This window comes from Bradyrhizobium sp. 138 (assembly GCF_023074075.1).
In the GTDB taxonomy this organism is placed as follows: Bacteria; Pseudomonadota; Alphaproteobacteria; order Rhizobiales; family Xanthobacteraceae; genus Bradyrhizobium.
Map to the genome: position 1 here is coordinate 67170 of NZ_JADPKT010000071.1, position 17066 is coordinate 84235.

Annotated in this window: 1 protein-coding gene; it reads right to left on the reverse strand. The window is 65.7% G+C overall.

Going from position 1 to position 17066, the window contains the following annotated elements:
• Nucleotides 1–7 precede the first annotated feature (7 nt).
• Nucleotides 8–17065 (reverse strand): leukotoxin LktA family filamentous adhesin, encoded by a 17058-nt coding sequence (locus tag IVA79_RS23770; RefSeq protein ID WP_247557340.1) that lies wholly within the window; start codon nt 17063–17065, stop codon nt 8–10.
• Nucleotide 17066 lies beyond the last annotated feature (1 nt).

The window sequence follows — 17066 nt, forward strand, 5'->3', positions numbered from 1 at the left end:
AATCCAGTTACCATGCCTCTGCGAGACGGCCAATTGCCGGCTTCGCCGTCTCGATCACTGCGTCCTTCCAGCCCGTACGTCCCGCACGCTGCCCCTTCTGGCGCAGCTTGCGCATGTCGCTGAGGCCCTCGATGTTGACGGCGGGACCGGCGCCAACCGCCTCGACCGGCCGCGGCGTCAGCAGCGCATCGAGCCGCGCCTGGCCGGAGAGACCGAGCAGGTAGAACGTCCCCCCGTCCTTCTTGGCGAGCCAGGTCTCGATGCTCTCTTTGCCCTCACCATCGACCGCGATGTTGCGCACCATGCTGGCGCCGGTGAAGTCGTTGCAGCAGGTATGGGTCGGGCCGTAATTGGTCACGGTCGCCGAGATGTTGCCGGTATAGAACACCACATAGGCATTGCTGACATTGGCGTTGCCGGCCTGGCTCAGGGTGAACACGCCGCCGGGCTGGTAGAGCTGCAGCGTCGGCCAATTGGACGGCACCGGCGTGCGGTTGTTGAGCAGCACCTGCGCGTTGGCCGTGGTGAGCATCAGCTGGCCCGGGACATAGCCGTTCAGGATCGAGACAGAAGGCGCATCCGTCCAGAAGGTCGCGTCCACCACCCTGAACTGATTGACGATGATGCTGTCAGGGTCGATCGAGATGTTGGCCGACTTCGCGACGCCGCCGTTATAGCCGGTGACGTTCAGGATCAGCGGGATCGCCGGGTTCGAGCGGATCTGCTCGCCCTTGACGTTGATCGTGTCAGCCGCGAGGTCGAGCTCCCGCACGACGCTCACCCAATTGATCGTCAGGTCGCCCGACGAGGTCATCTTGACGACGTTGCCGCTGACCCGGTCGAGCGAGACCGATCCGGCCACCTCGAAATGCGTATCGCCATTGGCGGAGATCGATCCGCCGCGGAGCGAGCCGGTGTCGGACTTGACGTCGAGGTCGCCGGCATCGCCCGGGATACCCGTCGTGGTGAGCTGGCTGAAGACGATGTCGTTTAGAGCATGCAGGGTCTGCGTGCCGCCGCTGCTGGCGGTGCCGACGGTGATCCCTCCGGCCGTCGCGGTGACATCGAGCGTGCCGCCGGCCGTGAGATTATCCCAATGAACGACCGTGCCGCTGAGGACTGCGTTGCCGGTCGCGGCCGTGAGGTTATGGCCGGTGTTGGTGCCTGCGGCGATCAACTTCGCGGAGCCATGGGCCGAGACCGAACCGAGTGTCGGGACGCCGCCTGATGTCACAGTCTGCGCGAGGATGAAACCATTGTCCGCGGTGACGTTGATGTTGCCGGCGTCGCCATTGATGCCCGTCGCGGTCAGCGCGTTGAAGGTGACGTTGTTGCGGGCGTGAAGGGTTTGCGTGCCGCCGCTCTGCGCGGTCTGCAAGGTGATGCTGCCCTGGCTCGCGGTCACGCCCAGAGTCGTGCCGACGTTGAGGGTGTTCCAGTTGACCAGACCGCCGTTGGCCGTCAGCAGCCCGGAGCCGGTGGTGGCGGCAAGCGTGTTGCCGGTGATCGTCGTGGCGGCCAGCAACGTCGCCGAGCCATGGGCCGAGGCTGAGCCGAGCGTGGCCACGCCGCCCGACATCACAGTCTGCGCCAGGACGAAGCCGGTGTCGGCGGTGACGTTGATGTTGCCGGCATCGCCGTTGATGCCCGTCGCGGTCAGCGCGTTGAAGATGACGTTGTCGCGCGCGTGAAGGGTCTGCGTGCCGCCGCTCTGCGCGGTCTGCAAGATGATGCTGCCCTGGCTCGCGGTCACGCGCAGCGTCGTGCCGACGTTGAGGACGTTCCAGTTGATCGGGCCGGCGGCGGTCAGCAGGCCCGCACCGGTCGTGGCGGCAAGCGTGTTGCCGGTGATGGTCGTGGCGGCCAGCAGCGTCGCCGAGCCATGGGCCGAGACCGAGCCCAGCGTGGTCGCGCTGCCCGATGTGACCGTCTGCGCCAGGATGAAGCCGTTGTCGGCGGTGACGCTGATGCTGCCGACATCCCCAATATTGCCGGTGGCCGCGAGCGACTTGAAGGTCACGTTCTGGCTGGCATGGACCGTTTGCGAGCCGCTGCTGTCGGCGGTGCCGATCAACATGCTGCCGTTGTTCGCGATCGCGCTAAAGCTGCCGCTCGCGCCGGTCGCTGTGCCCGCCACCACTTGGTTCAGCGTCAAACCGCCGGTGCCGATGATGTCCACGCTGCCCTTCACTGCGGACAACAGGCTCACCTCGGTGTCGGTCAGCGCCTTCAGGTAGATGCTGCCGGCGCTCGCGCTGGCCGACAGCCGCGCGGCGTTGGTGGTGAAACGGCCCGCCGCGCTGCCGATGCCGTTCGATGCGCTCAGCGACACTTCAGCGCCGGCGCCGGACACGATGAACTTGGTCTGGCCGTCGCCATTGTCGACGATCGCTCCGAGCGACGCGAGACCGCCGGCGGTGACGATGATCGAGGGCGTGTTCGAGGCGGCCGCGTAGGACAGCGACGAATTCAGCTGGCCGATCGTCGCATCACCGGTCGTCGTCACCGAGATCAGGCCGGGCGCGTTGATGGCCGAATAGGCGCCCATCGACAGCGTCGCGGCCACCAGCGTCACGCCGTCCGAGCTGCTGGTCGCAACCACCGGCGCCGCGCCGGTACCGGTCGCAAAGGTCATGCCGCGATTGGCGAGCAGCTGCATCAGGCCGCCGCTGCTGATGCTGGTGTTGATGGCGAGCGCGCCGCGCGCCACGTTCAGCGTCAGGGCGCCGCCGGCCGTCAGCGACCCATAGGCGCCGCTCCTGCCGACCGCGAGATCGCCGGTGACGGCGAGAATGCTGACGTCGCCGACCGCCGTGCCGCTCACCGCGCCGGAGATGTTCACCTGCAGCGGCTGGAAGGACGAGCCGTTGAAGCCGATATTGCCGCCGGCGCGCAAGTCGAGGTCGGTGCCGAGGATGTGGATCGCGCTGCGGTCCGTAAAATCGGCCTCGGCGTAGATGCTGCCGGCCGCGGCGAGCTGGATCGCATTGCCGGCGGAGATGTTGCCGAGGATGAGATCGCCGGTGGTCTGCTTCACATAGATGCCCTGTGCCGACGAGACCTGGTCGAGCTGGTCGTGGCCTGGATCGGCGAAGGCGATCTGAAGCGCATTGGAATTGTTGGCAGGATTGCTGCCGGCGGCCCCGGGGGCACCGACATTGCCGCGCTCGGCGATCAGGGTCAGGTTGGCGATGTCACCCGAGATCACCGCGCCACCCACATTGGCGGAGATGCTGGTGACGGCGTCGAGCTTGACGTCGCCGCGGCCGGTCACCTCGATGCCGTTGGCCTGCGCCGCCGTGATCGGGCCGTAATTGGCGGTCACGCCGCCGAGCATGAGACTGTTCTTGCTGCCGAGATAGATATTGGTCAGCGCCTTGGCCGATATCGCGATCGGGTTGTCGACCACGACGAGGTTCTGCTGCGACAGGCTGACCGTATAGGTCGTGACATGGCTCGTCGGGTCCGTCACCGCGCCGACGGTGAGCTGACCGGGGCCGGCCGAGGACAGCAATGCCCGCTGCTCCGTCGTCAGCGACGAAGCATCGACGCTGGTGAAGGTGAAGGTTTGGGGCGCCACGGAATTGCCGACCGAGCCGCGCGGCGCATAGAGCATGATCTGGTTGGCGCTGACATTGGCGATGACGTTCTCGTCAATCGGCGGCGGCGCCGCGCCGATCGACGACGACGACACGGTGTAGGCCAGCTGGCTCTGCGTCCACTGTGCGCCCGCGGTGATGATGCCGTAGACCCGCTCGGTCGATGCAAGCGTGTAGCTGTAGCTCGCGTTGTAGGCATTGAGCGCGGTCTGCAGCGCAGCGCTGCTCGGCAGGCGCTGATTGGCCGTCGAGACGCCATCGAAAAGCTTGGTGAACAGGGTCGAGGACAGCGAGCTGCCGAACAGCGTCCCCAGCGGATCTGTGGGCGCGCTGCCGAGCAAGGTCGTCAGCGAGCTCTTGAGCTGGTCGGTGGTGATCTGGCCGAGCAGGAACTGATCCCGCAGGAACCGGGTCGTGGCTTCGGTCTTCATCTGCGTCGCGGTGACGTTGGCGGGATCGATGCCGAGCTTGGCCGCAACCTGCGCCCGCAGCACCGTCAGGCCGACCGACGTCGGAGCGTAGGTGCTGCTGTTCGGGAACGCGATGTTCTTGAGCTGGAAGTAGTCGTTATAGGCCGACGTCACCATGGATTGGTAACTGTTGACGGCGTTGGTGGCGGCGTTGCCGCTCAGCAGGTCGAGGCTCGCCCAGACATCCTGGAGATGCTGGCTCTGCGCCGGCGTGAGACCGACCGCCGCCCGGCCGTTGAGGATGCTGGCCTGGTTGCCGTCGGAGCCGGCGGCCTCGAGGAAGACCGGGCCGCCGGTCGACTGGATCCTGCCGAGACGCAAATCGCCCTTGGACTGGACGATGTAGGTGCCGTTGGCGGAAGCGCTGTCGAGAACGCCGCCGTCGACGGTGCCGTTGGTCTGCGTGGTGCCCGTCGCCTGGATCACCAGAGGATTGATGTTGGTCAGGGTGGACGCGCCGTTGACCACGGCGCTCGTCGCGCCGATCGCACCCGCGGTGGAGTTGATCTCGACATTCTTGCCGATCACGACGGGGGTGGCGACGTTGTAAGCGGCCGCCGAGTTGATGTCGCCTGTCGCCGAGATGAAGACGCTGCCCTGCGGCGCGCGGCCGACGACACCCGAATTGACGGCGACCTGGTTGATCGAGAGCGAGCCGACGGCCGCGATCGCGATGTCGCGATCGATTGAGCTGGCGGTCAGATTGCCGCCGTAGACCTGCACCTGGACCGGAACACCGTTCGTGCCGCGCGAGCCGATGCCGCCATCGGCCTGCAGCGTGACGTTCTTGCCCGAGATCATCGGATTGTTGCCGCTCGCGCCGGACGTGATGGCCGAATTGGCGCCGGTGGCGATGACCGTCGTATCACCCGAGAGGTTGTTGATCGGGCCGTTGACGACGATTCCGGAGTTCGAGCTGACATTGACCGTGCTCGCACCGCCGCCGCTGAACTGGATATTGATCGGGTTCGACGCCTTGACCGTGTTGGTCAGCGTCAGGGTCAGGTGATCGTAGATCTGCTGAAACCAGTCGAAATGGGCGTCCGCACCACAGCACTTGCCAGCGCCCGTGTTGTAGCCAGCGTTGTGATAGCTGCCGGTCGCCGTGATCACTTCCTGGAAATTGGCCGTCTGCAATTGGCCGGTATTGCCGCCCCCGCCCGTGGCTTGCATCACGTTCTCAACCAGACTGATGGTGCGGGTCCAGTTTTCCCCGGTCGCCGCATTGGGCGTGTAGTGCCAGCCATAGTCGAACTGCGTGCTGGTCGCCGGACGATCGAGCGTCGCCGTATCGACCCACTGGTAGTACATGTTGGGCTTGACGGCGTACTGGATGCCCGCCGTTCCGCTCATGCCGGTCAACATCGCGCCGGTGTACGCGCTCGCATTGACGCCGGCCGTCCTGTACGTCGACACCTGCTGGCTGCCCGACGCGGACGGGTTGTAGACGTACCACGTCGTCTGCTGCTGGAGCTGATCGACGATCTGGATGACGCTGGGCGCGCTGACGCCGGTGTTGATGGTGTTGGTGACGAGCTGGAGCCCGGTTGTGTTGTTGACCGTGATCGTGCCCGCACCACCCTTGACCGCGATGGTGCCCTGGGACGTGCCGTCGGTCGAGGTCGAGATGATCTTGCCGTTCAGATAGACGTAGCCGCCGGAGCCCTGCACCACGCCGTTCACGAAGATCTGGTCGGTGAGCGCGTTGTACCGCACGCCGATCTTGATATCGCTGGCGACCAGCGGCGCGGCAGCTGCCGTGATGTCGTAATAGCTGCCGTTCCGCGCGTTGGCCTGGGCCTGGGAAAAGGCCGCGCTGTTGCTCTTGAGGTCGTTGATGGCAGACAACGCGCCGCTGCCGATGTCGACCGAGTAGTTGCTGCTCGTGCCGCTCTGGATGAGGCCGTTGACGTTGATGACACCCGCCGAAATGATGATCGCCTGGCCGAGGATGAAGGGCGCGTTCGCCGGGTTCTGGTGGCCAGAGGGCGTGGTCGAGGCCCAGTTCGTGCTCGCGTTGGTGTTCGCAGTCCTCGGCGTGATCACGTCGTTCTGGATATTGACGACCTGGAAATAGGCCCCGCAGCCCGAGCAATGGAACGGCGAGTAGAACCTGGCCGTGTGGTTGGTGGTGACGGTGTTGCCCTGGGCATCCGTCGAGGTCGTGGTGTAATCGTAAGTCGTGTTGCTGAAGACGCCCTGGCCGGCATAGGTGTCTCGTTCCCAGGGGGCGGTGACGATTGGTTGGACCGTCGGCCCTTCCATCGCCGCGAGCGTGGCGGGGCTGCCCACGCTGCCGCCGCCTCCGTTGGGCGTGCCGTTGCCCATCGGCAGGAAGATCGCCGAATAGAGCGACAGGCCGTCGTAATAGGTCATCAGCATGCGCGCGGTGAAGACCGTGCTGTTGGCGGCCGTCTGCTGAACGCCGGTATTCCCATCGACGCAGCAGTAGTAGAAATACGGGTGATTGCCTCCTGCGCCGATATGCGGGCTGGTACTGTACTCGCCATAGGCGCCGAGGAAGGTCGCCGCCGCCATCACGGCCGTCAGGGTGTCGTTGCTGGCCGGCTTGTACTGGACACCGGCCCATTGCGCGGTGACGTCGTGGTTGGAGTTGTAGAAGCTGCCGATGCCGCCGAGGAAGATGAACGAGCCGTTGGGCGCCACCATCTGGATGGTCGCGGCATTGAGCGACTGCGACGCCACGACGCTGCCGAGCTGGCTGGTGATCTTGAGCAGACCGTTCTCGTTGGTGACGATGCCGTCGAAGTAGATGTCGGGCTTGCGGGTCAGCTGGTTGCCGTTGTCGTCGACGCCGAGCCCGGTGCTGGGATCAACGCGGTTGTAGGTCGCCGAGATGTCGATGATCGGCGTCGCGCTCGGCATGGCGGTGAAGGTCACGTTGGAATGGGAATCCGGGTCGACATGGTCGATCTGGCGGTAGGTGATGTTTCCGCCGGTCACATTGGTGACGGTGAGGTTCGCGAAGTCCATGAAGTCGAGGCCGCGGTTCTCGACCTTGATCATGGGCGAGCCGCGCGCGATGACCGCTGGCGCCGAATGACCGGCGAGGCTGTTTCCGGTCAGCTTCTGCGCCAGGATCGAGACATTGCCTGCGGACACCAGCATGTCGCCGAAGGCGAAGGCGTTGCCGCCGGCATCGGAGGTATATGGCGCCTGCTGGATCAAGGCGTTGATCTGACGCTGGATGTCGCCGGTCGGATCGGCCCCCGACGGCGTCATCGTGGCGGGATGTGTCGACGTCGACGCCGCGAGCGCGGCCCGGATTTGCGTATCGGTCAGGCCGGTGAGCGTGCCGAGCTGGTTCACGATGTTCTGGTAGGGATTGAAGCCGCCGACGGTCGTGTACTGCACCGTCTGGTGGTTCCAGCTCTTCACCGGACTGAAGTGATCGACGTCGGCGACGTATTCGAGCGTGGAGGACAGCGACGAGTATGGGCTCGTCGTGCTCAGGGTCGGCGCGCTTGCACCGAGATCGATCGTGATGAGCACGTCGCTATTGATGCCCGCCACCACGAGGCCGTTGAGCGCGACGTCGCCGGTTCCGCTGGTGTGGCTGTGGTTGTCGCTGTTCTTGGCGCTGAAGATGTCCAGATACGGATTGTAGTTGCTGCCGTTGCCGGACGCGGTCACCTGACCCTGCGTCGCGCCCAGATAGATGTCGCGGACACCGAGCACCCGCGAGCCGTCGGAGAACGTCAGGGTGCTGTCGCCGCCGGCATTGGCCGTGCCGCGGTACAGGGTCGAGATCGGAATCACGGTGTTGTTGTAGACGACCGTCGTCGCCGTCGCCTGGATGCTGCTGAAGGTGATGGTATCGCCAGACATGCCGGCGAAGATGTTGATGTCGCGCCAGGCCTGGATGGTCGTGCCGCTACCGACGGTAACGTCCTGGTTGGCGTGGACCCAGGTATTGGTGCTGGCGCCGACGCCGGCGATCGCGCCGTAGAGGCTGGCATTGGCATTGTTCGATGCCGCCATCTTCGCAGCCGTGCCGATGAAGATCTTGCCGACGCTGAAGAGTTCGCGGGCATTGATGTTGACCGCGAGCGTGGCGTTCGCCGTCATGTTGGATTCCGCGCCGCCGCCGGCGAAGAAGCTGGCGGTGGCGAGGCTCGCCGTATCCCTGGTGTTCAGCGTGTTGTAGGCCTCGATATCGATCACGCCCGTCGAGGTTCGCGGATCACCGTTGAGACTCAGGATCGTCCCGGCACCGATATTGGTGGTGACGGTCTGGGTGACCGTGGAATCGCTCAGCGCAGCGGCACCCGAGAACGAGCCGCCGGACCCGGAACGCGCACCGCCGCCGGCCTGGTTGACGATGTCGTTTGAAATGACAGCGATATCGCCGCCATCCGTATTGATGATCAGATGCGTTCCGATCTCGGCGGTGGTGGTCGAGGTGACGTCATTCTGCGCCTTGCCGGCGGAGACGCCGGCCGTGGACGCCTGGTAGGCGTCGCCGTTGGAGGCATAATTGGTGGTGTGCGTGGCCCTGACGCTGAGGCCGCCGAAATAGAGCGTGTCGTCGGTCGTAGCGCCGTCGAACCGCGCATTGGTGACTGCGGTCGAGCTGGTCGTGGCGACCGCCGCGGCGCCGGCGTAGGTGCCGCCCGCACCGACCGTCGCGTTGGAGACGTTGGTATCCTTGCCCGTGGCGGTGATCTCGAGGATGCCGGTGTAGTTGGCGTGATTGAGGCTATCCATGTCCGCAGGGGCGCCCAGATAGGCATAGGTGTGCGCGTTCGAGGAGGTCTGAGCAACGGTCGCGCCCAGGGCCAGGAAACCGCTCGAAAGGCCAGTCGCCTCGGCGTATTGAGCGCTGTCGTTCTGAGCCGCGATGAGCACATCGGCGTTCGGAAGCTCGATCCCGGTTCCGCCATAGGCGCTGACGGTCGCGTTCTGGGAGGCTTTGGCGTAACTGCCCTGCGCGCCGATCAGCGAACCGCCGCCGCCGGCAAGCGCCTTGGCGTAGGTCGTCGTGCCATAGATCGTCGTCGTGCTTCCGTCAGTATTGGTCTGCGTACCGATGATCGGGACGAGCGCCATCGCGGTCACGGCGAGCGCGCCGCCCGAGAAGATGGCGTTGTCGCCGACATCGGCCGTAACAGTAGCTCCGACCGTCGACTGGGCGATGGCGACGCCGACCGCACCACCACCCACCGAGACGCCGATCGCCTCGCTCGACAGATTGGGCGTGATCGATGCCGTCACCAGCGTGCCGGCACCGGTCGCGGACGTGGTGATCGAGGAACCCGCGCCGATCTCGGCGGTCACGCTCGAATTCTCGTGCGCCTCCGCATCCGCGCCGACGCCGGCGAGGATGCCGCCGCCCAGCGCCGTTGCGGTCGTCGACAACGTGCCGGCTCCAGCCGCGCCCACCGCCAGCGTCGAGGCATTGATCGTGGCATCGTCCAGAACCTTCGCAGCGACCGAGCTCGATCGTCCGGTCGTCGCGACCGACGCGCCGACCGCTGCGGCACCGGCGGTGACGCCGCCTGTGAAGACGGTCTGGGTCGTAGAGTCCTGCGCCATGACGGCGACACCCGTGCCGCCCGTGCCGGTTACTTGGCCGCCGAGCTGGGCCGTCACGGTGTTGGTGACATTGCCGACCGCCACGGCTGCCTGCGCGCCGAAATAAAGCGCCGCGCCGCCCGCGATCGCCTCGGTGTCGATGGTCTTGCCGGCATAAGGCCCGGTGCTGGCGTTCTTCACGACCGCTGCAACGGTCACGGACGGCGCGGACACGATCGCGCTCAGATTGGCCAGCACGCTGCTGTTGACGCTGGTGTAGCCGATGCCGGCGCCGATGCCGACATTCTTGGCAAAGCCCGCGCCGAGCAGATACATCTTGGCCGCATTGGCGCTGGTCGCCGCGACATTGACCTGCGAGCCCGTGACGTTGCCGCCCGCGATCTGCGCGACCACGACGTCGTTGCCGCCACTCAGCACGTTGCTGACGTCGTAGGTCGAGCTGACATTGGCACTGTTCGGATTGCCGGCCGTGCCGCTCGCAACGGCGTTGCTGCCGTGGGTGTTGCTGGTGCCACTGTTGACGGACGCGATAGTGCCGCTGCCGCCCTGATTGAGCTGACCGGTCTGCTGGCCCTGGGTGTCGGCATCGGCGGTGTTGGTGCCGATGATGATGACGCCGACGGCCGCGCCGATGCCGACGCTGCCGCCGATGCCGGCCGTGACCGCGTAGGACAGCACCTCCTTGGTGCTGAGCGCAGTGACGTTGATGGCGCCCACCGAGTTCAGATTGCTGTTCCAGCTCTCGGCGATGGTCCGGCTCTTGAACACGATGACGTTGGCCGCAGCACCAACGCCGACCCCTGCCCCGCTGGCGCCGACCGCAAGTGCGCCTGCGATCTCCTTGATCGCCACGTCTTCGTTGGCGTTGATCGTCACCGCGCCGGCCGTACCGCCCGTCACCCCCTGCAGCGTGGTGTCGTAGACGCCGGCGATGGTGGTGTTGTTGGCGACCTCGATGTTGGCCATGCCGGCGATCGCCGCCGTCCCGGTCGAAAGCGCGCCGCCGATCGCATAGGCCTCGAAACGGTTCTTGGTCTTGGCCTCGACGTCGAGCGCGCCGCTCAGATTGAGCGCGGTCGTGTGTGCGGCGCCGTTGCCCTGATAGTGGAACTCGTCGCCGACATAGGCCAGGGTCCGGTTCGAAGAGACCTGGACCAGGAACGCCGCGCCGATCGCGGCCTGGCTGCCGTAAGCGCCGGAGCCGTTCGCAGAGAAAATGCCGGTGGTGTTGTTGGCGTTGACGGTCAGCGACGAGGCCGTCACCGCGCCGCCGTCGACATAGGCTTCCGTGGTCGCCTGGAAGACGTTGAGCCCGACGGAGCCGGTGTTGAAGCCGATCGCGATCGACGACGCATCCTGCTCCGCATTGGCCTTCACGGTGACGGCGCCGACCGTCTCGCTCGACGACTGCACGCCGCCGACCGTGGCATTGGTGATATAGGCGAAGGTCTCGCGTGACATCGTCGTCGAGATGATCGTCGCGCCACCACCGCCGGTGCTGCCGTAGGCGATGCCGGCGCCGAACGCGCCGGAATAGGAGAAGCTCGACGCGCCGACCTCGATCTGCGGCTTGAGCGTCGATGAGGTCAGGCGCGTGTCGATGGCCGCGCTGTCGATATAGGCTCGCGTCGCCCCGCTCATCACGTTGGTGATGGGGTTGATCATGATCGCGATGCTGGAACTCGCGGCAAGCGAGGCGACATTGGTCACGACGGCCTGGTGCGAGCTTGCCACCACGGCAAGGCCGCGCACGCTGTCCTGGTTCTCGGAGAGATCGGGCGTGGTGTCGGTCGGCGCATGGGCGGTGCCGAGATCGAAGGCGTGGACGAGCGTGCCGTTATTGACCGACAGCGTATCGGTGCTGCTGGTTCCAAGCGCATCGACCTTGGTGTTGGCACCGCTGATATAGGCTGCGGTGGTTCCGGTGATCTGGTTGGTCACCAGCGAACCCGCGCCGCCGGCGGCGCCCTTGCTGATCGAAAGGGCGCCGGCGAACACCGCCGCCTTGTCGTTGTTGCCGGCGATCACGCCGACATTGTTTGTGGCGGTGACGTCAGCACCGTTGATGCCGTTGGTACCGGCGGCGGTGATGCTGGCGGTGACGTTGGTCCCCATCAGATTGGTGGCGACCGAACCGGCGAGGCCAACCTGCGAGGACATCGCAACACCGACGGCGACCGTCGAGATATTGGCGTTCGAATTCGCGCCGACCCCGACATTGCCCGAGGCGATCAGCTTGGAGCCGGTGACGCCGGCGCTGACATTGTTGGCGATGCTGCTGTAGACGAGCGCGAGACCGGCGGCGCTTCCCTGCGTTGAGGCACTCGCGATGGCGGCGGTTCCGGTGATGCTGGAATTGTCGGTCGCGGTGACGGACACGTTTTTGGCCGTGACGCTCGATTGCGTCGTGCTTGAAAGGCTGTTGCCAATGGCCGCCGAGACAGTATTGGAGATGCTGCTGATCGTGGTGCCGCCGACGCCCGCGAACTGTCCGGTCGCAAGACCAAAGCCGATCGTGACCGCCTGGATCTTCGAGGAGTCGACCGCGCTCACACTGACATTGCCGTTACTGCCCGCCGACATCAGGACGTTGGCGATATAGGCCGAATGCGTGGTCGCGATGGTGTTGTAGACGATCGAGGCCCCGACGTTGTTCTTGCCGGCCTGAATCAGGCCCGCAACGGAGACGATGCTGGCGCCCGGACCGTTGCCTGTGCCGTCGTTGAGCGCAGCCGCGCTGAAGTCGATGCAGTTCTGCCCGCCCGTGCCGCCCGCGACCGTGCAGGTGTCCGAGGCGAGAAGATTGTTGTTCGACTTCTTGACGAGGTTGCCGAGCGCGGTATCCAGCGCCGACACGGCGCCGCTGTCCGCCAGAACCGTCACGCGGCCGACATTGATGCTCACGGTCGCGCCGCTGTTGATATAGGCCGTGGTCGTCGGCGTGATCTCGCTGACCACGATCGCGCCGGCAAGCCCGTTGGACCCTGCCCCGCCCGAGGCCGCACCGGCCGCGATCACGCTGGCGCTGTCGGCCATCACCAGCAGGGTGTCGTAGTTGGCGACCGACGTGCTGCGGATATGCGCATCAGTCGCGTTGCCGCCCGTGGGATCGGCGATCGAGGCATAGGTCAGCCCGATGCCGACGCCGGCTTGGCCACCCGAGATGTAGAGCGAGCCGCCACCGATCGCGATGTTCGTGGTCTGGTAGGCATCGACCTCGAGCGCACGATTGACGCCGGTGGACTGACCCGTGATCGTCGAGCTCTCGATATAGGCCTTGGCACTGTCCGTGACGATGCCGACGGAGGCAGACAGCGACGCCGCATTGGATTTCGATCCCGCCACGCCGATGGCGACGACGGTCTCCGAGCCGCCATTGAGCGCCTGCACCGTCACCGAACTCTGGTTGTTCAGGGTGGTGCCGTAGATATAGGCGAGCGTCGCATTGTTCGACATCGCCGCGGCGATCGCGCCGCCGATCGCGGCCCCTTGAGCGGATGCTCCGGCCAGATTGAGCGCTGCGGAGCCGGACCCATTGTTGAGCATGGTGTCGTTGAGCGCCTGAACGATTGTGTTCGTCACCACGGTGCTGGTCGTCGTGTACTTGTTGACCGTCGCGTTCCTGATGTAGGCGCTGGTGCCGAGCGAAACGTCGCTGATCGACGAGCTTCCGGCCAGATCGATGCTGAAGCCGTCGGTGCTCGATCCCGAAGTCGAGCCGATCTTGCTCGCAGCCGTCGTAACGCCCGCAGTTCCCCCGGTCGCGCCGGCTCCGGCAGCGCCCGCCTTGTCGGAGAAGCTGGATGCGGCCGGCTCGGAGATCGATGCCGCGACGGCGGCCGCGGTGATGCGGCCGGACGTGGTCGCGCTGATCGTCAGATTATCGACATTGACCGCGCCGCTCCCGCCGCTCGTACCGGCGAACGGATCGTTGGCGCTGAACGGGCCTGGGCGAATGTCGGAATGGTTATCGCCGATATAGGCGGAGGTGTCGGTATTGGCTCCCAAATAGGCGACCGCCAATCCAACCGCCGAACCTCCGCTCGTGTTGCGGCTCATCGCGCCGGCAAGCGTCACGACCGATAGATCCTGCTGCGCCAGGATGCCGACGGTCGGGGCAAAGACGGTGGCCTGGCTCGATATCGACGCATGCGTCGTGTTGTTCAGGAAGCCGAGCGAGGTGATGCCGTTCAGCGCCAGCGCGCCCGCGGCCTTGCCGGACGACGGCGCGACGGCGACGAACTGGTCCGACGTGATCGCGTTGACGGCGATGTCGTCCGCCGCCCGGAGCGTGGCGCGGTCCGAGACGCCGGCAATGGTGTTGGTGTTGAACTGGACGAGATTGAGCGCGCCGCCAACCGAAGAGCCGCCCGACGTGTTGCCGGTCAGGAAGCCGAGCGTGCCGACATTGCCGGCGGCGTCGATCGACGCCGTGGTCGTGGTCGCCGCGATCTGAATCGTGGCGTCATAGGTGTGGACGTCGCCATTGTCCATGCCGGCCGCCCAGCTGCTGCCGCAAGTCGCGCTCGTGCACGTCGCCGTCAGGCTGGCGCTACCCGCGACCCACGCCGTCGTATTGTTGTTCACGACGAAGTGGTTGAGGGAACCGGAGATGCCGATCGTGTCGCCGGCGTCCGCCGTGGCATTGGCATAGCTGGTCAGGATGTTGCCGCCGACGCCGAGACTGCCGTTGAGGTGGCTCAGAACCGCGCCGAGCCCGTCCCATTTCAGCCAGGTGTTGGTGATGGGCAATTCGGTGGTGGCGTCAACGGCGATGTTCGCCGCGTTGATCAGGGTTCCGTTGCCGACATAAGCGTTCGAGTTGTGGGTGAAATTGCCCCAGGCGACGGCCGCGCTGATGGCCGTGCTCTCGCCGGACACCACGTCCTTGGTGATTGCGCTGGCGGTCGCATTGCTGCGAACGCCGCGATCGATGACGTTGCTGGCGACGGCGACGTTGCCGCTGGCATAGATGCTCGGCGCGCCGCCGCTCGGATTTTGCGCGATCGCAGCGGTCGCACTCTGCGTGCTGTTGGCCAGGGAAAGCGCGCCTGCGGCCTTGAAATTGAAGTTCAGCGGCACCAGCGAGGACATGTGGTCCTGGATGATCGACGTCGGCGCGGTGACGGAACGCAGTCCTCTCTCGATCGCCGCGATCAGCGCCGGCAGGCCGGCGATGGACGAAGCCATCGTGGAATTGCTCGTCGTGTCGGACGTCGCCTCGACTAGAACGGAACCGTTCATCCGGTTGGCGGTATCGGTTCCGAGCGATGCGCCGAGCGTCGCGGTCACGGACGTCGTGATGTCGCTGATGGCGAACGCGCCGCCGACGGCGCCGCTCGCCCCCAATCCGGGTGCGGCAACCGACGTCGCGCTGGTCGAGAACGAATTGTTGTTGATCGCGCGTACCTTCAAGGTGCTGCCGCTCGTGTTCACCGTGCCCGCCGCAAGATGCGCGCCGCTCTCGACGTTGGCGATCGTGGTCACCGCCCCCTTGGAATAGGCCACCGTCGGGACGATCTGCGCGCTCGTCGATGCCGCGAGGGCAGAGACGGCGATGGTCGCATCATTGAGCGCCTTGATCTCGAGGTTACCGCCGGCGTTGATCGTCGTGCCCGAGGCCACGTTGGTCGTGGCGGTGCCGTCGATCTTGCCGACGACGACGCCGGCCGCGACCGGCGTGAGGCTGCCGAGCAAGGTGGACGCGACGGCCGGATCCGAGGCCGTCTCCGATGCACGCGCGGAAATGGTGACATCGCCGCGGCCGTTGATGTCCGCATGGCTGTTGATGTTGATGGTCGCCGTGGCGCTGGCCGCGACATAGCCGCCATTGAGTCCGAGCAGCGAGCCCGCAAGCGTCGCGCCGACAAGCGCGAAATCGCCGGCCAGCGAGCCGTTCAGGAAACTCGACACGGCCGTCGACGTCGCGCTGATTGAGATCGTGCCGCCGGTGATCTTGCCGTCGACCGTGATCGCGGTGGCGGCGGTGGCCTGGCCGGCCAGCTTGATGTCGCTTGCCGTTGCCGTCAGCGTCACATTTCCGTCGGTGTAGTTGGTTCCGCCGTAATTGACCGCCTGGGCGAGGATCTGCGCCCCATTCTTGATATCGATGTTCGGCGCCTCGATGATGACGTTGTTGGCGTTGCCGGTCGAATGGCCGGAGCCATCGACACGACGGGCATCGATCACCGCATGCGCGGCGAGCGTGATGGAATGATCCGCCTGGATGAGGTAGTTGGCACCGGCGCTGAGACCGGCGAGCGCAGCCACGACAGAGCTGTTCGACAGCGTCACGCCGGTGTCGCCCTGGGCGGCATCGCCGACCACCAGGTCGGTCGGGTCGATCAGCAGCGTGCCCGCCTTGCCGCTCTCCGCGCTGAGATTGACCTTGATGCCCTGGCCGATGTCGATGACCCCGTTCGCACTGAAGTCGACGAGGCCGGCATTTCCGGTCTTCGCACTGGCGTTGAACTTGGCCCCGCCCGCCACGGTCAGGTTCTGGGCCGCCTTCAGGCGGATCTCGCCGGCATCGCTGGTCTTGCTCGCGATATTGAGCCTGGCGTTCTTGCCGATCTCGATATTGTTGCCGGCTTGAACGGTGATGTTGCTCGGCGTCGAGGTCTTGCTGCGTGCGGTCAGGCGGCCGTTGACGCGCGCATTGTTGACGGCGCCGATATGAATCGAGCCGTTGCTCACCGTGATCGCGCTGGCGCTGCGCAGGCCCTTCGAATTGACGGAGGCTGCGAACTTCGCGGCATGGTCGAGATTGGCGATGTCGCGCTGGCTGGCCCCGCCGACGAAGACGTTCTGCCCGGTCAGCCGCACGCCATCCTGCGCGTTGACGCGGCCGAAGATGCGGATGTTGCCATCCGGCGAGACGGGGAACGAGCCCGCCATCAGATTACCGACCGCCGTGCCGTTGATCGCCCCTCCCGGACCGATCAAGCTGTCGGTGAATTCGCGCGTCGGCGTCGAGACGTTGAGGCTGCCGACATTGACCACGCCACTGCGGCCGACCACGAAGCCCTTGGGATCGACGAAGTAGACGTTGCCGCCGATCGCGCCGTTCATGTAGGAGTTCAGCGTGCCGTTGACGTAGACCGGCGCGTCACGAACGATGTTGACGAGGTTTCGCGTGCCGGTCGGCAGTTGCAGATTGACGGTGTTGCCCTGCCCGACGCTGAACTGCGAGAACGAGTTGAAGGCGTTGTTGCCCGAGACCGTCGACGTCGTGACATTGGTGACGCTGCCGGAGGTCTGCAAGCTCGTCCCGGTGCGGCCGTCGGGAACGATGACGTTCGCCGTCTGCGCCTGAACGCGGACGCTGTAGACCGGCAGGAAGACCATCTGCATCGCGCAGAGCAGCGACATCGAACGGAAGCGCGCAAGTCCGCGCAAGCCCGGTTCGTCCTTGTCTCGCCTCGCAGCCGGCCCGCGCATG

Bases quoted from the DNA above. Each gene is read 5' to 3' on its own strand.
- IVA79_RS23770 (WP_247557340.1), bottom strand. From the start codon at position 17,065: ATGCGCGGGCCGGCTGCGAGGCGAGACAAGGACGAACCGGGCTTGCGC.